Raw genomic sequence first — 23,231 nt, forward strand, 5'->3', positions numbered from 1 at the left:
GGACGATACCGTAGAACACCCCCCGGACCAGGAGTGCAGATGGCGACACCACCGCAGGCGACCCGGCAGATCGAGGCCCTCCTCCGGCAGGCCGAAGGGGGCGAGGCCCGCCTGCATCTGGTGGATGGAACCGTTGTCGCCGGGCACCTGCTGCGCGTCGACGGCCCTCCGCGCACCCGTCTCACCGCCCACGTTGTGGAATCAGCGCAGGACGGAGCCCGCCCGGTGCTGGCGGAGGCGATCGCCGCCGTGCAACGCATCGACCACCCGAGCGCCCCCCATCCCCTGGCCCGGTACTGGGAGGACATCAGCCACCCGCATTGGGAGGACCTCAAGGCGACAGGCATGGCGGCGCAAGCCGCGGTCGCGACCCTGGCAGGGATCGAAGTCAAACGCCTCTGGGTCTCCCTCGGCCGCGCAGACGGGGTCACCGGGGGGTGCGCGCTGGGCGGCAGTGACGCCCACCTCCAGTCCACCGCCCGCATGGCGCCCGCGCAGGCGTATTTGAAACGCGCCAAAGAGCTGGGCTACCACGATCCGATGGTGCTTGCCAGCCTCGACGTACTCCTCCACATGCCGGTCACCGCCGAGGTGCACGTCAACTCCGTCGAGGGGTGGCTCATCTGGCCGCGCCAGGCCGAGCGCGACATCGCGGTCCTGCTGGAGGCGCCCGACGTCTGGGCGGTGGTGCGCGGCGTCGCCGAGCTGCTGGTGGCGACCGGCGAGGTCGACCCGGGCCTCGTCGCCGAGCGCCTGGCGCCGGTGGCGCCCGACCACCAGGTCTGGTACCCCGGTCGCGGCTGAGACCGGCGACGCGACCCGCCCTGGGCATCGGCCCGAACCGGGTCTGCGCCGGGCCACCGCACCAACGCGCGAGACCCGCCGCGGCCTGCGTGGGACAATCGCATCCGACCGAGGCAGCGGGGAGGCGGCGATGGGCACCAGCTTCCCCCCGGAATGGAATCCCGCCATGCATTTCGCGGTGCGCGGCTCCGCGGACCCGGCGTGGATGCTGGCGGTCGAAACGGCGCAGCAGCAGATCCGACACCGCTGGCCCGACCTCAGCTTCGCCGATCTCTCCAATAACAGCCATGTCCTGCTGTCCCTGGTGGCGCTGTGCGCCCTGGCAGCGCCCGACCGCATCCGCGGCCACGATGAGGAACTGGAGGCGCTGCTGGCCGACAGCGACCTGGAAATGCGGCTGATGGAGTCCTTGGCAGCGGCCGGGTACCCGGTGGGTCCCCGTGCCGGCGGCGATGCCGGGGTGCGCAGCGCCTGGGACCTGGTCACCCGCGCCTCTCCCACGTTGGGGACGCACCCGCTGCAAGAGCACGCCGACACCCTCCTGACGCGGACCGCCCGGCACCGAGTCCAGGAACAGCCGCTCGTGCATCCGCTGGATGCCGTCGTCTTGCGCAACGAGCCGTTCAACCAGGCGCGCGCCCCCTGGCCCGGCGAAGCCTGGCAGGTGGAGGTCGACGTGCAGTGCGTGCTGGACGTCGACCCCGGTGACATCACGTTCCACGTCGTCCTCGACGCCGACCGCGATCGCCTGGGCCCGTGGGACTTCTGGAGCGTGGACGATTGGGGCTCGGCCGCCCTGCTCACGCGGGCGCCCACCGGCGTCTCCACCGACATCTGGTTGGCCGAGCAGTCCGCCGCCACGGGCCACACCATGCTCGCAGTGCAGACCGGGCCGACCCGTCTGCGCTGCGTCCACTCCAATACGGGCCACCGCCTACCCCGCCAACCCGACCCCGCCTGGCCCCGCCGGAGCTTTTTCACCGCCACCTGCCAGGGCGCAAACGAGCCGCACGTCCCGGTCCAGGCGTGGCTGGCGGTATTGTCCAGCTGGCCCGACGCGGCTGTTGGGCGCGAGGCCGCGCCGGGCCGGCGAAGCACGCAGACCCGGTGGCAGGATTTGCGTGAGGTCGTCCTGCACACGCCGGAGGGCCGCACCCGCGTGCTTCTAGGCGAGGACTCCACCGCCCCCGCGCGCGGCTGACACCCCCCGGCCCTGGGCGCGACGGCGGGAACCCCAGGAGAGGTGGAGCGGAATGGGGATGGTCGGGGCCGAGACGGGTGGCCCCCACCCGTGGGCGGAGGTGGTCTGCGACGCCTGCGGGGAGCGGCTGCGCGTGGTCCTGCCCGGCGGGCTCGCGCCCGCCGCGCTGGGGGAGGCGGCCCGGGCCGCGGCCGAGCAGCAGAACGACTGGACCCGCGCCGACACGAGCGTGTTCTGCCCCTGGCACTGCCAGGACGCCGCCCGGCGCATCCTCGCCCGCCTGGAGCCGCCCCGCCGCGACCGCGGGCGCATCTTCACGGCCTTCGATCCCGGCCCCCTGCCCTTGAGCCGGGGACCCCGCCACGCCAGCGACCACGTCTGCGCCGTACGCACCCAGATCGGGCACCTGTACGAAACCGTTGAACGGTGGTCCCACCGCGAGCGACTCACCGGGCCGCAGCTGCGGAGACTGGTCCGGCACACCCGGGATCTACTCTGCCACCTGGAGCGGCTGCGTAAGACGATCGCGGGCGCGCACATCGCCGTGCCCGTCGCCCACCCCGGACCCGCAACACCCCTGGACTGCACGATCGGGCGCTCCGGCGTGATCCGCCATGACCCGTCTGTGCTCTACGCGCCTGGGGACATTATCGACCTCGACGCCTCCACCAACCTCGACGGACGCACCCGAGGTGCGGACCCGGCCACCACCCCCGGCCGAACCGTGCAGGTCCTGGCCACCCACCTGCGCCACCGACCCGGCCGAGCCGGTCTCACCGCCGCCTACACCGTTCAGCTCGCCGACGCCGCGCTGGGCCCGGCCGGCCTGGACCAGATCACTCACGACGCTCTGCACTCCCCGCGCCCCAGCAAACTCGAGGGAGTTCTGCCCTTCAGCGGGCACCTCGCCCGGTTGGGTGACTGGACCGAACTGCTCACCTGGCACGGTTACCACCTCATGCGCCAACTCGCCCACGGGGAGTTCGCCGTCGGGCGGGTCGTGGCGATCGCGAACGCGCCCGGCCCGAACTACCCGAGGTCTCCGGAACTGCCCGCGGACTTGACCACCGCCACAAGCGGGCAGCTGTGGGCGTGGCTGCCCCGCCCCGCGCCCGGTCCCCCGCCGCTGCCCCGCCGGCTGGGCCTGGGCCGCGGCCGCGACCTCCTGGCCCCCGGCGACCTCGTCACCGCCAGCACCGCCGAAGGGCCCGAGACCGGGGTCGTGTCCTGGGTCCACCTGCACGCCGGCGGGGGCGACATCGTTCCCACCTACACCCTCGCGCTGGCGCCGCGGGCCGGGCGGCCCGCCGCCCGCGCGATCACCCTCCCCCCGCCGGACTTGTGCCCCGCCCCGGAAGCGGTGTGGCCCCAGGACCCGGCACCCGCCGAGCAGCTCCACACCGAACTGGACGACATGCTGAGCACCGGAGCCGACCCGCTGGCCGCGCTGGCCGGGGCGCTGGAACAGCTCCCCGATGCACCCGCGGGCACGGCACGCGCGGTCCTGGCCGAGCACCCCGACCTGGGCCGCGCCGCCGGACGCCACCGGATCGACACCGCCGTCCTCCTCCTCGCCCAAGTCCCCTCCAGCGACCTCGACACCCGCCTGCGCGAGGCCGTCGCCCGCCTGGCCCGCGACCACGGGATGCACCGCCTGCTCACCGCATCCGACCTGCCCTCCACGGCACTGCCCGCGCTGCTGGAACCGCCCTGACACACCGTCCCCGCCCGGACCGCGCCGCGCCCCCAAATGCCCAAGCCGCGCATCCGCCGAGATGCGCCCCACCCCGCCCCCAGCACCATCCGGGCCCAGCTCAAGGTTCTCTGTTCGGACCAGTCCTGCGTGCCGCAGGAGGTGATGACAAGCGACCGCGACCCGGAGCATCTTCATGGACCCTGCGCACACCCTCACCTGCCCGCACTGCTCGTGGAGCATCCCCGCGGCCGGCCCGGGCGACCCGTTCTCCGAGCTCGTCCGCGAGCTGCACTTGCAGAACATGCATCCCGGCACGACGGAATCGGCGCACCCTGCGCCAGCGGACGCTCGGGCCGGGACGACCGCGTCGGAATACCGTGGCGACCTCGCGATCCTCTACCCCCGCTTCCAGCCGGCCCGCGAGAGCGGCGGCCGCTGGGTGGCCTGCGGCCCCGCCGGGACCAGCCCGCAGGACGGCCGCGACTGCCTGGCCAGTTTCTTCCTCAAACAGTGCGCCGAGGAGCAGGAGGACGAGCGGCGGCGCGAGTACGGCGAGGCCGCCCACCTGCTCGACTGGGAAGCCCATGATGAGCTTGTCGTCCTGGGGCAGCGCTACCGGATCGTGCGCATCGAACGCTACGTGCCCCTCATCGACGGCGTCCCCGAACCGCCGCGCAGCAGCGACTCCACCGCGGCGCGCGGGCCGGACGCCACGCACACCGCCGGCGGCGAGGACTTGAGCATCCACGCCCCCGCAGGCGCCGACGACGCCGCGCTCACGGCGATGCTGCGTCGGCTGGTCCCCGCGGGAGGCCCCGTGCCAGCCGAGGTCACCGAGGACGCCCTGGTGCGCAACGAAACCCACCCCGACCTCATCAGGCTGCGTCCCGGCTTCGAACTCCTCACACGCGAGGCCGAGACAGGATGGCGCCCGGTCGGAGAAGAGCACTCCACCCCCGCAGCAGCCCGCAACGCCCTGCGCGCCCACCTGGAGGCCCGCAGCTGCGACGACGACTGGAACACCGCCCCCGTACGCGAGCGCGAGGCCTGCGCCCGGGCACTCGCGCACTACGAGAAAGCGACTCCTGACACCGTGACCGTGCTGGACCGCGACTACCGCCTCGTGCGCGTGATCCGGGTCGTGCGCCAGGGGTTCGACGGGCTGGAGTCCCCGCGGGAGAGCGACTTCGACCCGTATCTGCCCCCGGCCGCGCAGTACGAGCAAGACGCCGATCAGGGGTTACTCAGACCCGACGACGACGCTCCGCCCTCGCGTCCCGGCAAGGACACAGCGCGGTTCATCCCCGGTGCCCAAAACGGGCGCTGAATCCTCGGCAGGCGAGGACCGGGCGGGTTGCACGCAGCGCTGCGCTCCGGAGCCCGCACCTCGGGCGAGGTCGCCTGCGTACCATCGATGCGCACTCCCGTCAGCGGGAGGAGGCGACCACCGCGACCGCAGCCAGGTGCGCCCTGGCGAAACCCCTGAGGGCGCTGGTGCCACGCGCCACCGCCCGGGGACCGGTGGCGACCACGAGGAACCCCATGGCGAAGGCCTTCTCGTTCCACTCCGCCGGCGCCGGACGGTCGAATACCCCCGTGGCCACGTCGAGCACCGATTCGGCGTGCACCGTGTCGGCGTCGGGGTCCTGTCCGGAGGCAGGAGTGAATGTGATCAGTCGCAGCCGGTCCCTCACGGTCAGATCCGCACCGATCCCCTGCGCCATGGGCAGGCGCTGCCCGGCCAGGAGGCGGGCCACGGTGCCGAACCCGAGCTGATCGGGGGTCCAGGGAGCGAGGTCGGCCTGTGGGAGGTAGGCCACCGAACTGGGCAGGCCGGCCTCGTCGTGGCCCGCCCGCGCCCACACCGGTAGCGCAGCGCGCACGCCCGTCAACGGGGCCCTCATCCTCGCGGTTTGACGCCCACCCCGGCGTGCTCCCAGATCATGGTCTCGGGCTCGGGCGGACGGCTGGCCGGTGCGATCCCCGGGTTGCGCCATGTGGAGCACTCGACCAGGCGTGCGGGCTCCGATCCGTCGAGGCCCGGTGAGACGATCTCCAGCCCGCCCAGCGCCGCCTCGGCCTCCTGCGGGGAGCGGACCCGGCCCCAGGCGGCCCCCGTGTCGAGGACGCGCCGGGTGAACGCCTGCGCCGAGGCGGGGTCGTCGGAGACGATGTGGGAGTACACCAGCGCCGAGCCCGGCGCGAAGTTCTCGAAGTAGCGGTCGATCAGACCGGTGAACTGGTCGTCGGGCAGGCAGTGGCCCAGGGAGACCAGCATCAAACACACCGGCTCATCGAGGTCGACCAGGCGTCGGGTGTTGGGCGCGGCGAGGACCTCCTCGACCTTGGTGAGGTCGGCGACGTCGACCGAGGTGAAGGGGTTGTCGGCGAGGATCGCCCGGCCGTGCACCAGCACGATGGGGTCGATGTCGATGTAGACGACCCGCGACGTCGGGGAGAACTCCTGGGCGATCTGGTGGGTGTTCTGCGCCGTGGGCAGCCCGGAGCCGAGGTCGAGGAACTGGGTGATGCCGAGGTCCCGGGCGACGAACTCCACACCCCGGTTCAGGAACGCCCGGTTGGCGCGGGCCAGCGCGATGGTTCCGGGGTTGAGTTCCTCAAGCGCTGCGGCACCCGCACGGTCGGCCTCGAAGTTGTCCTTACCGCCGAGCGCGACGTCGTACATGCGCGCGACCGAGGCGACGGTCACGTCGATTTCCGGGGGGAACGGTGCGGGTGCGGGGGCGTCGTTCTCAGCCATGGGAAGGCACCTCAATCCACTGGGGGCGTGACCCGCATCCTAAACGCTGGAGTGGGCTCGCAGAGGGCGAAGCGGGTATTCACCCGCTCCCGTCAACGCCCGCTCGTAGCGAAGCGCAGCCCAGCAATCGCACGACCAAAGTGTTTGCCGTCATCTGCACAGGTGCACCCTCCCGTTCTATCATCGCGAACATGTCGACCCGTCTCATATCGTCCCACCGATGGTGAGGGGGAGGCGGCGGTGCCGCCTCCCCCTCACCGCGCAGAGCGTCAGCCGTTGGCCGCCCGGTATTCGTCCATGACCGCCTGCGGGATCCTTCCACGCTCGTTGATCGACTTTCCGGCTGCTTTGGCCCAATCACGGATTCTGGCGTTCTCGCCCCGGCCGGACGTGCGCCCTGTGGTCTTTCCGTTCGACCGCTTTGGTCCGGTCGCTTTTCGTGCCGCTTCAACGAAAGGAGTGAGTGCCTCGCGCAGCATCTTCGCGTTGGGGGTGTTGAGGTCGATCTCGTAGGAGGAGCCGTCGATGCCGAACGTGACGGTCTCCTCAGCCTCTCCCCCGTCAAGGTCGTCGACGAGCAGGATTTGAACTTTCTGCGCCATTAGAAGCCCCCGAATATCAGTGTTCCTGGTTCATTGAATAGCATAATGTAATTTCAGCGAATCCGGCAAACCGACGTCCGTCAATCTCGATCGAGTTGCCGAATGGATTCCTATCGGGGCCCGAATCGGTGTTTTCAGCCGGGTCGGACCGCCCCCATGAATTTGGGTGCGTAATAGGCGTGGTCCACGGGGTCGACCCTGATCTTCTTTCCTGAGCTGGGGGCGTTGACCATTTCGCCTCCGCCGACGTACATGGTCATATGGGCGGGGGCGCCGCCGGGGCCGCCGGTGTCGTAGAACAGCAGGTCCCCGGGCCGGAGCTCGTTCAGGCTGACGCGTGGGCCTGCCCGGAACTGCTCAGTGGTGACCCGGGGAAGGTCCACCCCGGCCGCGGCCCAGGCCTTCATGGTCAGCCCGGAGCAGTCGAACCCGGTGGGGCCCGTGCCGCCCCAGATGTAGGGCTTGCCCACCTGCTTCAGCGCCCACCGTGCGGCCTTGGCCCCGGCCCTGCTGCCCGCGGGGCCGCGGGGGGTCCTGGGGGCGGTGTCGAACTCCTTGATCGCGGCGAGCACGTCGGTGACGTAGTCATGGCTGCGGTTGTAGCGGAACAGCGCGTCGGCGAGCTGGTCGCGGTCGGTGAAGTCGACGCCGCCGCTGCCGGCGCTGAGGCAGAGTTCGCGGGCTGAGGCGAGCGCGCTGTCGTAGACGTTGTGGGGGTTCTTCTTACCGTCGCCGTTGCCGTCGGCGCCGAAGGTGTCCCACCCGCTGGGGAGGTGCTGGTTGGGGCCGACGGCCCGGTCGTATTCGGTGTCGCCGTCGAAGCGCCCGCCGTCGGTGTCGCGGTGCGGTGTGGTGTTGCCGCCCACGCCGGAGCCGTCCAGGCGTGGCCCGATCATCGGCGGGGACACGTCGCCGGCGGCGTCGATGTCGTGGCCGGCGAGCAGGGACGATTCGATCTTGCCGATGCCGGCGAGGACTTGCCAGCGCATCCCGGTGCACTGGGGCTCCATTCCGGCCAGTGCGGCGGCGGCGCGGGTGTAAGCGTCCAGCAGCCGCGGGGGGATGCCCTCGACCGATGCGGGGGCGGGGTCCTGGGTCCGGGTGGAGGCGGCGGCGGGGATGAACACGACGGGGATGAACAGGATCCCGAGGATGGCGGCGACGAGCTTGCCCACGGGGACTCCCTCCTCTGCTCAGGCGGCCAGCGCGTCCCAGGAGTGGCGGGAGGGGGCGGCGGCGCGGCGCCACACGGGCGCGGCCGGGCCGGGTCCGGTGATCCGGTCGGCGGTGGAGAGCCACACCGGGACGCGGTCGGTGGTGGCGGCGGTGAGGACCTCGGCGAGGTGGGCTTCGCGCTGGTGGCCGCGGGTGATGACGGCCACCGGGGTGGTGATCGCGGTGGCCGCGGCCAGGGCCGCATAGCCCGGCAGCTTCGCGGCGACCCGCTCCAGGGGTTCGGTCCCGGTGTCGTATTCGATGAACAGATCGATGCGGGCCGTCCCGGTGTGGATACGGGTGTAGGCATCAGGCCGGGCGTGGCGGCCCCATTCGCGGGCGCAGCGCACCTCGCCCCACCAGGTCTCCACCGCCGCGCCGGGGCTGCTGCGGGCCGCGGTGGTGAAGACGGTCATGACGTCGAGGATCCCGGTGGTGTGGGCCAGCCGGGAGGAGTGGGCGATGGCCAGGGCCCGGTCGGGCCGGTAGCCCAGTTCGGCGATGTCAATGCCGCGGTACTCGGCCAGGGCGCGGGCGCCGGCCGGGGCGAGGACCCAGTGCACGGGGGCCGAGCCGGACGTGCGGTGGGGACGGAAGCGCTCCACGGCGCCCAGGTCGTGCAGGGTGGCCAGCCGGGTGCGGGTGCGGCGGGTGTGGCCGGAATAGAACAGGGCGGCGATGTGGTGGGTGGTCAGAACGCGGTGGGTGTGCAGGGCGTCGAGGATCGCGCGGTCGCGGGGGGTGAGGCGGGAGGCCAGTGCGGTGCGGGCCCGGGCGGCGGGCGCCATGGTGCTCCCTTCAGGGTCGGGCGCGCACGTCGGTGACGGGCGCCGAGGGGGCGGGGGCGGTGGGGGTGTGGGTTCGGGCGGCTTTGCGCACTTCGGTGGCCCGGCCGGGGATCACCGGGGGCAGAGGCCGGGTGCGCATCGTGAAGGCGGGGCGCTCGCGCCCGCCCACGAGCAGGCGGGCAGCGGCTTGGAAGTCGCCGAGGTGGGTGAGGTCGTAGCCGCTGAGGCTGGGGTGGGTGTGCTGGGCCAGATCGGCGGCGTCGTCGGGGGAGATGGCGAAGTAGATCTTGGAGCGGGCATTCGCCGACAGCGCCTTGCGGAGTTCAGCGGGGAACTGGCCGCGTTCCTGGTGGGCCAGGATGAGGCTGAGGTGGTAGCCGCGGGCCTCGGCGAACATGTCCGACAGGCTCCCCGGGAGGTTGAGGAAGTTGTGGGCCTCGTCGATGAAGGCCGCCGTATCGGGGCGCAGCCGTTCGGGCACGGTGATCCGGGAGAGCACGGCCTGCCAAGTGGCGGCGAGTGCGAAGGACCCGATGAGGCTGGAGGTGTCTTCACCGAGGCGGCCTTTGGGCAGCCGCATCAGGACCAGGCCGCCGGAGTCGAAGGTGCGGGTGAGGTCGATGGTGGAGGGCCCGGAGGCGATGACCTGGCGCACCCACGGCCGCAGCAACGCGGTGCGGAGCTTGTTGAGCACGGGGCCGGTGGCGGCGGTGCGCCCGCCCGGACTCAACGCCTCGTACCAGGTCCAGAAGTCGCGCAGCGCGTCGTCGGCGATGCGGGTGAGCAGGCGGGCGCGGAAGGCGTCGTCGGCGAGCAGCCGCGGGATCTCGCCCAGGGTCAGAGAGGCATCGCCGGTGCGGGTGAGGGTGAGGGTGGCGGCGCGCAGGATGTCGTCGGTGCGGGGCCCCCACCACTGGTCATAGATCCGGCGGAAGATGCCCACCACGGTGTCGGAGGTGAAGTCAGGGTCGCCTTGGAGGAGGTTGAGCCGCGGCGGGGGCGCGTTGTCGTCGGGGTCGAACAGCACCACCTTGCCGATGGCGGGTTCGGGCAGGCGGGCGATGATGTCGGTGACCAAGTCGCCGCGCGGGTCGACGACGAGCGCGGCCCGCCTGTAGGCGGCGTCCTGGAGGACGAGGTTGGCCAGCAGGGTGGACTTGCCCTTGCCGGTGGCGCCGATGATGTGGGTGTGCTGGCGGGACTCGCTCACCCCGGCGGCGATCGGGCGGGGGGCGCCGGCGTCGGCATCGCCCAGGACCCGCGCGTCCGGCCCGCCGCGGGGGATGGCCGGGGTGGGGGCGATCGGGCGGGCGCCGGCGCGTTCCAGGCCGGGGATGGCGGCGTCGGTGGGCAGGTGGGCGATGGCGGCGAGTTCGGCCACCGACAGCAGGTAGCCGCGGGCGAGGTAGCGGGAGCCCGCCCAGGCGGCGGGGGCCCACATGCGGCGCCGGCGCAGGTGGTTGGTGCCGGAGGTGAACACCGCGAAGCTGCTTGCGAGGGCGTGGGCGTGGCCGCGCAGCCGCTCGGCCTCGTCGGCTGAGGTGGTGGTCGAGGCGAGGTGGTAGCTGACCTGGCAGGCCAGGCGGGGTGCGGCGGCCTTGGTGAGAATGGTGCGGACGGTGCCGGCGGCGTCGGGCCACGTCGACCCGGTCGCGGTGGTGGCGCCGGGGGTGAGGGGGTCGAGCAGGGCCAGCGGGGCGGGGGCGGCGCCGCGGATGCGGGCGGCCGCGGTGCGGGCGCGGCGCAGCCGGGCGCCGGTGGCGGGTCGGGCGCTGATGCGCACGCATGCGCTCTGGCCGGGGCGCAGCCCGCCCATGGCGCCGAGTAGGGCGCGCAGCGGGTCCTCGCTGAAGCCGGTGCGCAGGGGGTATTCGTCGCCGCGGGCCAGGCGCATCCACCCGCCGGTGCGCACCGCCGCGTGCGCGGGGGCGGGCGGGGTGGGGCGGGTGGTCGTGGTGGCGCCGGGCCAGGCCGCGCTGATGGCGCGCTCGGCCACCCCGGGCGGGACGGTGCCGGGCACCCACAGTTGGATGTGGACCCCGCCGGCGGTGGCGACGTATTCGAAGGCGAGGTGGGGTTGGGTGAAGGCGCGCTGCCAGCGGGGTTTGAGCAGGCCGAGGGTGTGGGACCAGAAGGCCTCGGCGCTTGGCAGCGTCGCCTCGGGCGGGGGCAGGATCTCGATGATGCGGGCCTGGCGGGCCAGGACGGTGTGGCGGAGCAGGCGCACGCCGAGGGTGGCCGCGACCCAGCACGCCCCGACGGCGACGGCGGCGACGGGGCCCCAGGCGAGGAGCGCCGCCAGGTGGGTGGCGCTCACCACGGCCCCTCCCCCGCCCCGGAATCGTCGTGCCCGTCGTCGGTGTGCTGGGCGGCGAGTTCGGCCGGGTCGCTGGTGACGATGGCGTGCTCCTCGGGTGCGGCCAGGGCGTGCAGGCCGGCCCGGTGGTGCCCGGCGAGCAGGAGCGCGTCGCCGCGCGGCGCGGTGGCGGCGATGTGGCGCTCGCCCTGGGAGAGGCCGAACGCGGCGGCGACCGCGTCCAGGTTCTGCGGGGCCTGGCGCAGCACGATCTGGGTGGCGGCGTTGGAGACCACGGAGCGGCCCAGGTCGGTGGCGAGAACGTCGCCGACGTCCTGGGTGATCAGCGTGAGGCCGGCCCAGTGCTTGCGCGCCGACTTCGCCAACCGGAACAGGTACTTCGCGGCGACGGGGTCCTGGAGCAGCACCCAGCCCTCGTCCACGGTGATCATCCGCGGGCGCCGGTCACGAGGGTCGGTGAGGCGGCGCCACAGCGCATCCAGCAGGAGCAGCATGCCGACGGTCTTGAGTTCCTCGGGCAGGCGTTTGAGGGAGGCGACGACGAGGTGGCCGCGCACCGGGGTGGCGGTGGGCCCGTCGAACAGGCCCGAGCGCGACCCGCTCACATACGGGGCCAGACGGTGGGCCAGATCGGCGGTGTCGGGATCATCGGTGTCGGCGTGCAGGGCGGCCACGAGGTCGGCCATCACCGGCGGGGTGCGGGACCAGGTGCGGGCATCGGTGGTGATCCCGGCCTCGGCGTAGGCGGTCAGGATGGCGCGGTCCAGCGCGGCGGCCGGGCCTGGCTCCAGGGGGCCGAGCATGGTGGCGATGAGGGTGTGCAGGAACAGGGCCCGCTCGGTGAGCGCGTCCTCGCCCTCGCCGAGGTCGAAGGGGTTGATGCGGCCCTGGGGCGTGCCGAGCGGGATGCGGGTGCCGCCGACGTGTTCGGCGAGGCGGGCGTATTCGTCTTCGGGGTCGATGACGGCGACCTCGATGCCCACCATCAAGGAGCGCAGGATCTCGAGTTTGGCGAGGTAGGACTTGCCGGCGCCGGAGCGGGCGAGGATGACGGCGTTGTGGTTGTCGAGTCCGCCGTGGAACCGGTCCCACATCACCAGCCCGGCGGAGTGGGTGTTGGCGCCGTAGACCACTGTGGTGGGCCCGAGGTCGGCGGCCAGGTCGGGGCTGGCGAAGGGCAGGGCGGCGGCGATGGCGTCGGTGTCCATGGTGCGGCCCATGGACAGCGGGTCGGTGCCCAGGGGCAGGGTGGCGATCCAGCCGTGCAGCGCCCGGAAGGTCGCCGGGACGGTGTCGATGAGCAGGGAGGCGGCCAGGGTGCGCACGTGCTCGACCTCGGCGGCCAGCGCCTCCGGAGTGGGGGCGTGCACGGTGAGGTACAGCGCGCAGGTGAACAGCTTGGAGTGCCCGGTGGCCAGGCGCTCGGCCAGCTCGGCGGCATCGGCGGTCGCGGCGGCGCGTTCGGGGTCCTCGATGCGGCCGCGGGCGGCGTCGAAGCGCCAGGACGATTCCAGGCGGGCGCGGCGGCGCCGCAGCCGGGATGCGGCCAGGCCGGGGTCGTGGGGGGTGATGTGCAGGGCGGCGTCGATGCGCCCGGGGTAGGTCAGCAGCGACTGGGCCCAGGCGGCGTGGACCTCGGGCGGGTAGCCGGTGACGATGAGGGTCTGGCAGTAGGCGTCGTCCACGCCGAGGTGGCGGGGCCCGATCTCGATCGCGGGCCCGCCCAGGCGGGCCGACCCCTTCTCGCTGCGGGGACGCAGCCGGTCGCGCAGCCTCATGAAACCTCCTCCTCAGGACCGGCGGGGCCGGCGGCGTCGTCGGGGCGGGTGGAGGCGGGGTGCAGGCAGGACCGCAGCACGTGGGTGGCGGCGTCGCCGTCGCAGACCTGGGCGGCCACGCCGAGCCCGCCGAGCTGGGCGGCGACATCCTCGGCCCGGCGCACCAGGCCCGGACCGACCGCCTCGGCGCGGCCCGGCGCGGTGAGGACGACGATGACGGTGCGGTGCAGCAGTTCGCGGCTCTCTTGCAGGTGGGTGAGGAAGTCGGCGTGGGCGTGGGCGGCCTCCTCCAGGGCGGGGTGGGGCAGGTGGGGCGCGCCCGCGCGCAGCGAGTCGGCGAACGGCGCGAGGTCCAGGCGGGTGCCGCGGACGAGGATCTGGGCCGGGGCGGTGAGCGCGTGCAGCAGGGCGGCGAAGGCGGCGATGGCGGCGTCCTGCTCGCGCCCGGAGGCCAGGTGCAGGTTCGCGGTGGAGGAGGCGATCATGACCGCGCACCGCCCGTCCAGATCGACGACCCCGGAGGCGGTGATGGCGGAGGCGGGCAGCCGCAGCGGCTCCAGGTGCGGCCCGCCCGGATCGGCCGGGGCCCAATCCGGCAGCGGCGCGACCCCGTCCGGTGCGCCGACGCGGTGCTTGGGCCCGCGCCGCCACGTGAGCGCCAGGGCGGCGAGGCGGTCCAGGCCGATGCCGTCGCGCCGGCCCAGGACCAGGGCGATCGCGGCCCCGGCCAGCGGGACCAGGGCCGCGCCGGTGGCCCACAGCGGGATCAGGCCGCGGGTGGCGGCGATCAGGGCCCAGGCGCACAGCGCCACCGGCGCCAGCAGCAGGAGTTGGCGGACGCTGAGCCCGGCGAGGACAGGGTCGGGGCGGTCGATGTCGGCGGGGATACGGGCCCGCCAGGTCGAGGGTTCGTCACTGGTCACGGCGGTCCTCTTTTCGGCGCAGGCGGCGCAGCGAAGGGAAGTCGGGCAGGGGCGGCTGGATAGGCGGACGGGGCCCGGCCGGGCGCGCCGGAGCCTCGAACAGCGGTTCCTGTCCCGTTAGGGGGCGGGCAGGGGCCTCCGGGGGCGGGCCCGCCTCGCCCAGGCGCACGGTGGCCGTGCGGCCCGGCACCCGCGTGGGGGGTGCGGTGGGCAGTACGCCCTGGCGCCACCGGGGCGGGCCGGGGAACAAACCCGGTTGCACGGCCCGTGAGGGGGGCGTGGTCGGGGCGGGCACGAGCCGGGGGCGCCCGGGCGCCGCAGCGGTGCGGCCCGGCTGCACACCCGGGCCCGCACGGGGCGCGCCCGCCCTCGGGGCCGGGTTACCTGAGGCGCGGCGGCCCGGCCCCGGCGGGTTGGGCGGAGCACCCGATCCGGGCGCGGGCCCGAGTGCGCGGTCGCGCGGGGAGCCGGGCGGGGCGTCGGGTCCGAGGGGCAGGCGGGGGGCGTTGACCGGGCGGCGCGCAGTGCCGCCCAGGCCGGGCGCGCCACCGGGGTCGGCGCCCCCGCCCGCGGTGGCGGTGCGGGGTGTGCTGGTGCGGGCGTTGAGGTCCTCGGCGACCGTGCGCCACGAGGCCGGCCCTGCCGGGGCGCCGGCGGGTGTCCCGGTGCGCAGCGGCGGCGCGTGCGCGGGGTCGCGGCGCGTGCCCAGGTGGGAGAAGTCCCGCCCCCGCCCGGGGGCCGGTGCCCCGGCCGGGGAGGGGGTTTTCGCCGAGGCCGCGGTGGAGGTGCGGGCGCCGGCGCGCCCGGGCAGCAGCGTGCGGAACACGGCCGCCATCGCCACGGTGCGGATGATGGAGGCCAGCGGGGAGGAGCCGACGTTGGGCGACCACACGAGCTTGAAGATCCAGAACGGGATCCTCACCTGGATGTAGAGCAGGGTCAAGAACATCATCAAACTCATGAGCATCCCGCCCTGGCCCTCATCCGGCTCGGCTGCGAGCACCAGGTGGGAGGCCATCATCACCATGCCCGCCCCTGTGGGGCCGGGCCCGCTCGCCGAGCCCTGGGCGTCCTCGGCCTCCCAGGTCCCGAAGAACTGCATCTGGCCCTCGAAGAAGAGCTGCATGAACGCCAGGAACGCCAAGGCCTGGGCGATGGGGATGGCCATGAGCCCGGCCATGGTGCGCCACCACAGGGCGGCCAGGCGCTGGGTGTAGGGCAGGGCGTGAAACATGAGCAGGATCGGTGCGGCGACGATCATGGTGATGGTCATGACGGTGCGCACCGCCTCGGTCGCCAGCCACACCACCAGCAGCACGACGACGGCGACCAGCAGTAGCACGATGAACACCACCGACTCCTGCAAGATCACGCCGAGGCGCTCGGAGAAGTTCTTCGCGGCCTCCTCGGCGTCGATGCCCTGGGCGGCGATCGCGGCCGAGATCGCGTTGGCGCCGGTGATCATCTGGGTGGCCACCCACAGCGACAGGTTCGCGGCGACGAACCCGATCACCAGGCGCGGCGCGATCTCCCGGGCCGAATACCGGGTCTGCACGGTTTCGTGGCCCATCACGACGATCCCGCCGGCCACGACCAGCAGCACGTAGAGGACGGTGGCGGTGCCCAGCACGCCGGACCACAGCGCGTGGACCGCCTCGGTGGGCTCCGGGGTGTGAAAGGCGTACTCCCCCACCCACCCGAACAGCGGATTCAGCGCATCGCGCACCAGATCGCGGAACCAGTTGGTGACGTGGCAGGACACCTCGACCCACCCGCACTCCCCGCCGAGGGGTTGCGGGGGGTCCTCGTTGCTGGGGCTGGGCAGATCCGGCGGCGGGGGGCCGGGCTCGGTGGAGGGCGGCTCGGGGTACTCCTCCGAACCGCCCCCACCCCCATCTCCGCCGTCGCCGTCGGGCTCCGGTTCGGGTTCGGGGGGCGGGCTCGGCTCCGGGCCGGGCTCGGTCGAGGGCGGCTCCGGGTACTGCTCCGCGGCCACCGGCTGCCCGGGCGCCATCACTGGCCGCCCACGATGTAGTCGAGGATCGTCATCAAAACGGTGGCCAGGATCGCGATGCCGTAGCCGATCGCGGCCCCCATCAGGGCGCGCCGCGCCTTGTCTATCTCGCCCGGATCCCCGCCGGCCAGCAGCCAGCGCAGCCCGCCGATGGTCAGCAGCAGGGTGGCCAGCGCCGCGGCCAACGACACGATGACGGTGCGGATGCGGTTGACGACCGCGACCAGTTCCTCGGTGCCGGTGGCGGGGTCCTCGGCCGCCCACGCGGCCTCATCGGCGCTGAGGGCCAGCGCGAGGAGCAGCGCGCCGGCCGCCACCGTCGCACTGCGGGCCGCGGCCCGGGCACGGCGGCAACGCGGCGCGAGGGCCGGGGAAGCGTGCGGGCCGGGCTCGGAGCGGCTCTGGGCTCGGGGGCAGGGTGCAGGGGTTCGGGACTTCATGGGGCCTCCACCAGCGGGCTCGCCCGCCGCCACCGGCGGCGGGGAGAGTCCGGCGCCGCCCGACGCGCGGGCTCCTCCTTCGCTCGAATCGGAATCAGCAGGGGCGATCGGCTGTCAGGGCAGGCAGGCGATCACACGGGCGACGGCCGGACTCTCACCCCCGAAAACTCGCGAGAAGAGCCCGAAAGTAGACATACGGATTTCCACCGGCCCGGCGCAGCGGGCGGTCAGCCCAGGTCATCGGGCTGCGATGTGCTGAGAAGTGTGGGGAGGTCCCCGGCGGTGATCGCGGCGACCAGCCGCGCCTCGGCGCGGGAGCGGCGCTTGTGCAGCCTCAGGTACGGGACACCGAGGTCGGCGGCGATCTGCTTCAGGGTGGTGGGCTCCAGGCGGGATTCCGCGATCAGCTGGGCCTCGCCCGCGCTGATCACGCCCTGCTTCACCGCGGCGGCCAGCACCAGGTCGGGGTGGCCCCACGGCGCGCGGGGCGCCTCCGAGGCCGCGGTCGCGGCCGGGATCGTCGCCTCCTGGGTCTGGTGGTGGCGGGCCTGAAGGCCGGCGCGCTGGGCCCGGCACCGCAGCCGCCACACCAGCCGCGTCCATCCGGGATCGGCCGCGCGCACCGCGGCGATGAAGCCGGCTAGCACGGCGGCGTCGACGTCGTCGCGGGCATCGGCGTCCAGGCCGCGGCACGAGCGGTGCGCGGCGGCGCGCAGCGCCGGCATGGCCAGCCCGACCGCGCCGAGCATCCACTCCCGGTCGTGCACCGCGCGGGCGATGATCGTGCGCCAGACCGCGTCGCGCACCGCGTGGCCCATCGGGCGCAGCAGCGCCTCGCGCACCTGATTGAGCGGGACCGGGGCGGCCGCGCCGATCAGCGCGGCCGAGGGTCCGTCGAGGAGCAGGCGGTCGGGGGCGATACGCAGGAACTCGGCCTCAGCGCGGTTCAGTGGTGAGCGTGCCCGCCCGTCCCAGTCGGTTGCGGTGCCCATAGGAGCCTCCAGGGGGTGCGTGCCGTCGCGGACACCACCCACCTCAGGAGCCCCGGCGATCACCGCACCGACACCGCGCTGCCGCAGTGCGAGCACGCGGGAGACCGTGTGCGGACAGTAGGGGCAGCCGCACCGTCGTGACATGCGGCGCAGCATCACCGCAGGAACCGGCGAAAGGAATCGGGCACGGGACACGGACTGAGCAGCGTGTTCGTGGAGTGTCAGCGCCGTGTCACCGTTCGCGCACCGTGAGACTCCGGGTCAGGGACCAGCCGGTGGCCGGGTCAGCGGCACCGGCCCCGAGGGGCCACCAGCGCCTGGTCGGTGGGAGACAGACGTGGCACCTCGTGTTCAGGGCCACCACTCCGTGGCCGTCCGCGGCGAGTTGCACGGTTGGTCCTCGGGCCGGTGCCGGAGGTGTCATCGGTGTCTACCGCGAGCGGAGGTGGTTCGGAGAGGAGCGCGTCCATGTACCGCGGTTTCGACCCAGCGCCGGGCTCTTGGTCCTCACGGACCGGATTCGCCCTGTGGCTTGTCGGTCAAGGTCTTCGTCGGCGCCGCGGGCTCCCGCGTTCGCAGTGCGCCGTGAACACGGCACCGCGCCAATCATGGGTGACGGCATCGACATCGAGCGCCAGGTGCGCGACGGCCTGCTCGCCGTGGGGCTCGGCACGCACATCGAGGGCCCCACCCGGTTCTGGATCAACAGCTCGGGCTACCACCTCACAACGGCCGGTGAGACGCGCGGCCTGAACGCCTTCACCGAGTGGGCCGCCGGGCACCGCACCACCGTGTTGCACGCCGAGCGGGTCTGGGACGGACCTTCGACGGCCGCGGCCGATCGGCTACTCGTCTCTTCCGGTGCCCCGTAGACCTACATGTCCAGCCGCGCTCAGCAGCGCCCGCTACGGCGACCCGCCCCCTCCACACGGGAGGGAGCGCCATCGGCCACCTGGGAGAACTGCATTTCATTCTCCAAAAGGCGGGCAGGCCAGAGCGCTGGAATGAACTTCATAGGAGGCCGAGCCGAAGCTCTTTCGTGGTGCGGGTCGCTGGATCCCGGTAATGTCGTCGTTCTCCACCCGGGGACGCCGACCGTACATCTGCAGAGCGGTCGGTACCGACCGCACCAGGCAGTGGGGCGGCCGCTCGGGAGGAGGTGGGGCATGGACAACAGCGACCCGTGTATGCGGAAGCGGTGGACTCCCCCTTGGTGGGTGGGTCCGGCTCTGGGCGGGGTCGCCCGGGGAGCTGCAAGCGTGATCATCGGGTTCGTGATCGACCTGCTTCGCGGTGGAAACCCCGGCTAACGGATACGGTCCGTTAGCCGGGTCCCATTAAAAGGGCGGGCCCGAATTATTCGATTCCAGCGAAATCGGGTCCGCTCTTCCTCTTGTTCGGCCGCGAAAAAATAGAACATTCCACAAGCGGATGATCTATTGAATCCCAATCCGCACGTTGCACGGTGATCGTACAGGGTGTACGACGACCGTACAACGATCTGCCCCGCGCACGTGGGGACATGCGCTTCCCACCTGGGCACCAGTACCAACGCACCGGCCACGAAGCCGCTTTCTACCTGTCTACGGAGCACGAGGAAATTCACGCCATCAGAGGTCGCAGCCCCGACGGCCGCCGTGCGATCAGCCCCAGGAACTCGGCCTTCTATGGTTCGACGAGTTTCAGATGCGATCCACCCATCGAGGCGACCTCCGCACTGTCGGTGAGGGCCGCCGACGGCTCGTACAGCGCAAGGTCTGGCTCCCCGTCGATCGCGGCGAGGATCTCGTCGTCGATGTCGCTGATCAGGTGCCCGTACCGGTCCATGGTCGTCGTGATCGATTGATGCCCCAGGCGGCGCTGGATCTTGAACGGGTGCAGGTTCTCCTCGATCAGCAGAGCGACGTGGCTGTGGCGCAGGTCGTGGATGCGCGGTTTCTTGTGCAGCCCCTCGGCTTGGGCCTTCTTCACGGCAGGGCTCCACCGGCGGGTGTAGAAGGAGGCGTGGCGCCACCAGCAGCCGTTCTTGGTCGTGAAGAGGAAGTCGGTGGGCTTCTTGCCTGTCGTCCGCGCCGTCACCAGTGCGGTCGCCCGAGGACTCAGCGCGATCCGGCGGCGCGACTTCTTGGTCTTGGGGGCGCCGAGTTCGAAGGTGTTGTCGGGGCGGCGCTTCCACGCGCGGCGCACCTCCACATACCCGGTCAAGACCGTTCGGCCCGTACTCGGGTCCCGCTGCCTGCGGGTGGTGACGTCGCGGACCTGCACCGCGGTGAGTTCGCTGTAGCGCATTCCGGTCAGGAAGAACACCTCTAGCATGTCGCGCACGTCCTCCTGGATCGAGGCACGCAGCAACGCGAATTCCTCGCGGGTGAGGAAGCACATCTCCTCGTCGCCCTCGCCGTCATCGACCCGGGGCAGCTTCGTCCTGGCCGCCGGGTTGGACTGGCGCAGCGGCGGCTCGGTCTTGACGGCGCTCTCCAGGATGATGAAGAGCAGCCCGTGCAGGTTCTGGATCGTCTTGGGCCGCAAGGGCTCGCGCAGCCATCCGTGCTTGTGCCCGCGCTTGGCGCCCTTCTTGCTGCCGGCCCCGGTGGTGGGATTGATCGGGATCGTGGGGTCGGGAATTCCGTCGCGCAGCCGGTTGACCCATTCGCGCACCGCCTTGGCCGAGAGGGCGCGCGGATCGCGGACGTCCATGCCGCCGAAGTAGGGCAGTAGATGGCGGCGCAGGTCACGGGTGTAGTCGGCGCGGGTGCGGTCGTCGATGCCCGACATCGAGGCGATGATGTCGAGGGCGTACTCCCGGAACCGCACCGGCTCCGCATCCTCGGTCTCGTCCTCACGCGCGGTCCATCCGAAGCCGGGTCGGTAGTCGGGGTGCCAGCCGAACCCCTCCACCCACCCGTCCGGCCACTGGTGGCCGGCGTGTTCCACCGCAAGCTTGAACGAGACGGCCGCGGGGTGGTTGTCGAAGGTCTCAAACTGCCAGCCGCCCGTTCGGGCTCCGCCCAGGCGCCATTTGACTCGGTAGCGGGCCGATCCGTCGCTGAGGGTGCGCGATTCGATTTGTGCCATGCCCACACGATCACCCGACTCCGGCCGACCTCCTAAGGAATCGGCGAGTCTTTTCCGGCGATCCGTGCGCCGTGAGGTCGGGCCCGGTGCGGCGGGCTGGACCCCGGGGCAGATCGCCCTAGCACGACCAGAATCTCCTGGCCACTGCCCTGTGCGGGCTTCTCGTGGAGTACGGGGGAGGGCGGAGGCCCTCCAGGGGCCGCGTTCGGCGCGGCGGCGCCCCACCGGTGGTGGTCGGCAGGACGTGGACCCGCGCGTCGAGGGTGGCGTCGAATGTCAAGTGCTGTCCACGGTTGGTCGTGCGGTGGACGAGAGGAAAGCGATCCATTCGCGCCGTGAGAATTCCAGGTGACCGATGTTTCTGTTCTTGGAGTCGCGGACGAAGCTACCCGGCCCGTGATCGGCTACTTCCACGCAATTCGATATACTCGTGTAGCTACTGGTTCGCCATTGGAGATCGTCGCTTGGTAAACCCACGTAGCACTCTCCTTGTCGGGCGCCGCACCGCAGCCCAGGGGCGCACTCTAGAATGTGATTCGCTTTAGGAGAGCATGCCCCGAGCTGCACTCCAAGAATCCGGACCACCGCCGGATCCGCTCAGAAATGGGTTCTGACCAGTGCGGTCGATGCTGGGCCGGATGCGGCCATGTGGGAGCGCATCAGCATCTCAGGGATCACACGGCACTCCAGCACTCACGCCTCACATGGTACGGGCCGAATCCGCGATCATCTGCTTCGACTCCTCGGCGCTGAGGCACATGGAGGTGAGCACCCGAGTGAATTTGGATTGGCATCGGCTCACGACTTCCGGGTCGGTGTAATGGAGAATCCTTCCCGATGTCTCTTTAAAGAGCATGGGATTCAATCGGACTTCGTATTCCAAGATGACGACCGGCTCATGCAGGCCGGGGTGATACCCAGCGGTGTATGGGACTATGCGGATGTCGATTCGCGGCTGAGCGGCGAGTTCGATCATGTACTCCAACTGCCGCCGCATGATGCCGGTACCCTCGCCGCCGACGTAGCGCCGGATGGCCGCTTCGTCGACGATGTGGATCTCCTGGGGAGGCCGTGCACGCGACCGGAGTTCCTCCTGGCGGCGTAGCCGCACGTCGACGATGGTGTCGGGGTCGGCGACGGCGGGATTGCCCTCGACCACCGCATGGGCGTACTCCGGGGTCTGGAGCAGTCCCGAGATCACGAGGTTGTGGGATTCGCGGATGACCGCGGCCCCGGCCTCGAGGCCGATGTAGCGCAGGTATCCGGGTTCAAGCAGGGCCCGGTGCTGCTCGGGCCAGCCTCGTCGGGATGCCCGCAGCGCAAGCTCGATCAGCTCCGTGCCGTGCGGCGTGCTGGCGAGACCGTACTGGCCGAGCAGCTCCTTCAAGTCCGCCTTGCCGATGACCTGCTTGCCGCTTTCAAGTCGGATGAGCTTGGCTGGCGACCAGCCCGCCTCCTTGGCAACCTGCTCCTGGGTCAGGCCGGCCTCGCGGCGCAGGTTGTTCAGCGCCTCGGTCAGCAGGGCGCGGTCCACGGCCGGGGTACTGGTGGGGTCCATGGTGGCCTCCTCCTAGGGGGTTCGGTACGATTCGAGTACTGCATCTCCTGAGGATCATGAGGATGTGCAGGTGCGAATTTGCAACATGACACCATCAGAGTATGTCTTTGTCCCAAATTGGTGACTAGAGAGAATTTCGTCATGTTGCAGGTCGCAAGATATCAAACTAGTTGGTGCGCATGAATGTGAGGTATGCCTAACGCTCTAGGCGCGGGCGAGCACGCCACGGCAGCGGGAGGCCATGCGCACACCACGGGGAGCACAGACCGAAGGGCCCGCCCGGATCACGAACCCGTGTTCGGCGAACACGGGGCCGCGGTGCGCTCGCGTCGGCATCCGCCCCGCGGAGTTGATGCCCACCGGGGGCACGGGCCCGGGCCAAGGCACATCGCCACACCTTTCCTGATCAGAACCACCTGCTCCTCCGGCCGGGGGAGTCAGGTCGGAGGCGCCCGCCTCCATGCCAGGAAAGGAAAGGTCAATGCGCGATGATGAGGCTGCCTACCGCGGTCGGCACCGCAAGGGGCCGGTCGGGGGCCGGAAGCCGAAACGGGCAGGCTGGGCCAAGTTGGCGCTGCGGTACGCAGTCCGGTTCGGCTGCATGCTCGTCCTGCAGGAGCTGCTCAAACCGGTCCTGCCCTCACTCGGTCCGGTTCTCCAGTGGCTGGGGAGCCCCGAGAAGAGCCACGGTGAGTAGCTCCCCCCGGAGCCCCATTCCGGCGACTACGCAATGCGATGCAAGCGAGCGCGTAGTCACCGTCTAGTGCGGGTCAGTCGTCGGCGCCGCCGGCGGCTGACCCGCCCACACCATAACGCGCATCGTCGGAAATGGGATTGAAACGTCCAACTTCGACCGACTGCGATCATGGGTGGTCACCGCAGCCTCGACTTGGGAAAATACGCTCTTGGGTATACCCAGGCGGCATTGGTCGCAATCGGGTCACGAACAGCCAGACGACCACCCAGGGCCGCCGGATGGCGCCAAGACCCGTCACCTACTGTAGCACTTTGCAGTTATACGAATACACTAAGTAGCAGAAGGTGGATGCTCCCCGCAGCCGAGCCGA

Annotated in this window: 19 protein-coding genes; 5 read left to right on the plus strand and 14 right to left on the minus strand. The window is 71.7% G+C overall.

Annotation, left to right across the window (positions count from 1 at the left end; translation table 11 throughout):
* Positions 1-39 precede the first annotated feature (39 nt).
* From CLV63_RS17395 to CLV63_RS17410, 4 genes are all read left to right on the plus strand, one after another.
* On the plus strand, positions 40-804 hold the full coding sequence (locus tag CLV63_RS17395; protein WP_106584189.1) for a hypothetical protein: 765 nt from the start codon (positions 40-42) through the stop codon (positions 802-804).
* Between the two features lie 130 nt (positions 805-934).
* Positions 935-2,005: a hypothetical protein gene (locus CLV63_RS17400; protein ID WP_146165592.1), complete on the plus strand. Its 1,071-nt coding sequence runs from the start codon at positions 935-937 to the stop codon at positions 2,003-2,005.
* A gap of 52 nt (positions 2,006-2,057) precedes the next feature.
* Complete coding sequence (locus tag CLV63_RS17405) at positions 2,058-3,719, plus strand: hypothetical protein (RefSeq protein ID WP_106584191.1); 1,662 nt, start codon at positions 2,058-2,060, stop codon at positions 3,717-3,719.
* A 175-nt stretch (positions 3,720-3,894) separates the two neighbouring features.
* Complete coding sequence (locus CLV63_RS17410) at positions 3,895-5,028, plus strand: DUF5954 family protein (protein ID WP_106584192.1); 1,134 nt, start codon at positions 3,895-3,897, stop codon at positions 5,026-5,028.
* 100 nt (positions 5,029-5,128) lie between these two features.
* On the opposite strand, the gene CLV63_RS17415 is transcribed toward CLV63_RS17410, so the two are convergent.
* The 11 genes from CLV63_RS17415 to CLV63_RS17465 form a co-directional block, all read right to left on the minus strand.
* Positions 5,129-5,593 carry a hypothetical protein gene (locus tag CLV63_RS17415; protein WP_170134250.1) on the minus strand — a complete coding sequence of 155 codons (465 nt, stop codon included), beginning with the start codon at positions 5,591-5,593 and terminating at the stop codon, positions 5,129-5,131.
* Positions 5,594-5,601: 8 nt separating this feature from the next.
* Positions 5,602-6,462 (minus strand): SAM-dependent methyltransferase, encoded by an 861-nt coding sequence (locus CLV63_RS17420; RefSeq protein WP_106584194.1) that lies wholly within the window; start codon positions 6,460-6,462, stop codon positions 5,602-5,604.
* 269 nt (positions 6,463-6,731) lie between these two features.
* Positions 6,732-7,064 (minus strand): histone-like nucleoid-structuring protein Lsr2, encoded by a 333-nt coding sequence (locus tag CLV63_RS17425; protein ID WP_106584195.1) that lies wholly within the window; start codon positions 7,062-7,064, stop codon positions 6,732-6,734.
* Positions 7,065-7,198: 134 nt separating this feature from the next.
* Positions 7,199-8,239, minus strand: coding sequence for a C40 family peptidase (locus tag CLV63_RS17430; RefSeq protein ID WP_245928882.1), 1,041 nt, complete (start codon positions 8,237-8,239; stop codon positions 7,199-7,201).
* An 18-nt stretch (positions 8,240-8,257) separates the two neighbouring features.
* Positions 8,258-9,067, minus strand: a complete 810-nt coding sequence (locus CLV63_RS17435; protein WP_106584196.1) for a replication-relaxation family protein — start codon at positions 9,065-9,067, stop codon at positions 8,258-8,260.
* A 10-nt stretch (positions 9,068-9,077) separates the two neighbouring features.
* Entirely contained in the window at positions 9,078-11,384 is a 2,307-nt protein-coding gene (locus CLV63_RS17440; protein WP_106584300.1) for a type IV secretory system conjugative DNA transfer family protein, read from the minus strand.
* A complete protein-coding gene (locus tag CLV63_RS17445) occupies positions 11,381-13,162 on the minus strand; it encodes a VirB4 family type IV secretion system protein (RefSeq protein ID WP_106584197.1) in 1,782 nt (593 codons plus the stop codon). The genes CLV63_RS17440 and CLV63_RS17445 overlap by 4 nt, the downstream gene beginning before the upstream one ends.
* Positions 13,159-14,085: a PrgI family protein gene (locus CLV63_RS17450; protein WP_106584198.1), complete on the minus strand. Its 927-nt coding sequence runs from the start codon at positions 14,083-14,085 to the stop codon at positions 13,159-13,161. Before CLV63_RS17450 ends, CLV63_RS17445 begins: the two co-directional genes overlap by 4 nt.
* Positions 14,075-16,099, minus strand: coding sequence for a hypothetical protein (locus tag CLV63_RS17455; protein WP_106584199.1), 2,025 nt, complete (start codon positions 16,097-16,099; stop codon positions 14,075-14,077). Before CLV63_RS17455 ends, CLV63_RS17450 begins: the two co-directional genes overlap by 11 nt.
* Positions 16,099-16,416: a hypothetical protein gene (locus tag CLV63_RS17460; RefSeq protein ID WP_245928883.1), complete on the minus strand. Its 318-nt coding sequence runs from the start codon at positions 16,414-16,416 to the stop codon at positions 16,099-16,101. Before CLV63_RS17460 ends, CLV63_RS17455 begins: the two co-directional genes overlap by 1 nt.
* A 350-nt stretch (positions 16,417-16,766) precedes the next feature.
* A complete protein-coding gene (locus tag CLV63_RS17465; RefSeq protein WP_106584200.1) occupies positions 16,767-17,531 on the minus strand; it encodes a hypothetical protein in 765 nt (254 codons plus the stop codon).
* Between the two features lie 608 nt (positions 17,532-18,139).
* Here CLV63_RS17465 and CLV63_RS17470 point away from each other — a divergent pair.
* A complete protein-coding gene (locus CLV63_RS17470) occupies positions 18,140-18,403 on the plus strand; it encodes a hypothetical protein (RefSeq protein ID WP_106584201.1) in 264 nt (87 codons plus the stop codon).
* A gap of 793 nt (positions 18,404-19,196) precedes the next feature.
* Here CLV63_RS17470 and CLV63_RS17475 read toward each other — a convergent pair.
* From CLV63_RS17475 to CLV63_RS17485, 3 genes are all read right to left on the minus strand, one after another.
* Positions 19,197-20,606: a tyrosine-type recombinase/integrase gene (locus tag CLV63_RS17475; protein ID WP_106584202.1), complete on the minus strand. Its 1,410-nt coding sequence runs from the start codon at positions 20,604-20,606 to the stop codon at positions 19,197-19,199.
* A gap of 276 nt (positions 20,607-20,882) precedes the next feature.
* Complete coding sequence (locus CLV63_RS17480; protein WP_342751415.1) at positions 20,883-21,191, minus strand: DUF397 domain-containing protein; 309 nt, start codon at positions 21,189-21,191, stop codon at positions 20,883-20,885.
* Between the two features lie 115 nt (positions 21,192-21,306).
* Complete coding sequence (locus CLV63_RS17485; RefSeq protein WP_106584204.1) at positions 21,307-22,164, minus strand: helix-turn-helix domain-containing protein; 858 nt, start codon at positions 22,162-22,164, stop codon at positions 21,307-21,309.
* Between the last annotated feature and the right edge of the window lie 1,067 nt (positions 22,165-23,231).

Origin of the sequence: Murinocardiopsis flavida (assembly GCF_003014485.1) — a bacterium.
GTDB classification, from domain to species: domain Bacteria; phylum Actinomycetota; class Actinomycetes; order Streptosporangiales; family Streptosporangiaceae; genus Murinocardiopsis; species Murinocardiopsis flavida.

Excerpts from the sequence above, each read along its gene's own strand:
- CLV63_RS17395 (WP_106584189.1), top strand. The coding sequence starts at position 40 with ATGGCGACACCACCGCAGGCGACCCGGCAGATCGAGGCCCTCCTCCGG.
- CLV63_RS17400 (WP_146165592.1), top strand. The coding sequence starts at position 935 with ATGGGCACCAGCTTCCCCCCGGAATGGAATCCCGCCATGCATTTCGCG.
- CLV63_RS17405 (WP_106584191.1), top strand. The coding sequence starts at position 2,058 with ATGGGGATGGTCGGGGCCGAGACGGGTGGCCCCCACCCGTGGGCGGAG.
- CLV63_RS17410 (WP_106584192.1), top strand. The coding sequence starts at position 3,895 with ATGGACCCTGCGCACACCCTCACCTGCCCGCACTGCTCGTGGAGCATC.
- CLV63_RS17420 (WP_106584194.1), bottom strand. The coding sequence starts at position 6,462 with ATGGCTGAGAACGACGCCCCCGCACCCGCACCGTTCCCCCCGGAAATC.
- CLV63_RS17425 (WP_106584195.1), bottom strand. The coding sequence starts at position 7,064 with ATGGCGCAGAAAGTTCAAATCCTGCTCGTCGACGACCTTGACGGGGGA.
- CLV63_RS17435 (WP_106584196.1), bottom strand. The coding sequence starts at position 9,067 with ATGGCGCCCGCCGCCCGGGCCCGCACCGCACTGGCCTCCCGCCTCACC.
- CLV63_RS17445 (WP_106584197.1), bottom strand. The coding sequence starts at position 13,162 with ATGAGGCTGCGCGACCGGCTGCGTCCCCGCAGCGAGAAGGGGTCGGCC.
- CLV63_RS17455 (WP_106584199.1), bottom strand. The coding sequence starts at position 16,099 with ATGGCGCCCGGGCAGCCGGTGGCCGCGGAGCAGTACCCGGAGCCGCCC.
- CLV63_RS17465 (WP_106584200.1), bottom strand. The coding sequence starts at position 17,531 with ATGGGCACCGCAACCGACTGGGACGGGCGGGCACGCTCACCACTGAAC.
- CLV63_RS17470 (WP_106584201.1), top strand. The coding sequence starts at position 18,140 with ATGGGTGACGGCATCGACATCGAGCGCCAGGTGCGCGACGGCCTGCTC.
- CLV63_RS17475 (WP_106584202.1), bottom strand. The coding sequence starts at position 20,606 with ATGGCACAAATCGAATCGCGCACCCTCAGCGACGGATCGGCCCGCTAC.
- CLV63_RS17485 (WP_106584204.1), bottom strand. The coding sequence starts at position 22,164 with ATGGACCCCACCAGTACCCCGGCCGTGGACCGCGCCCTGCTGACCGAG.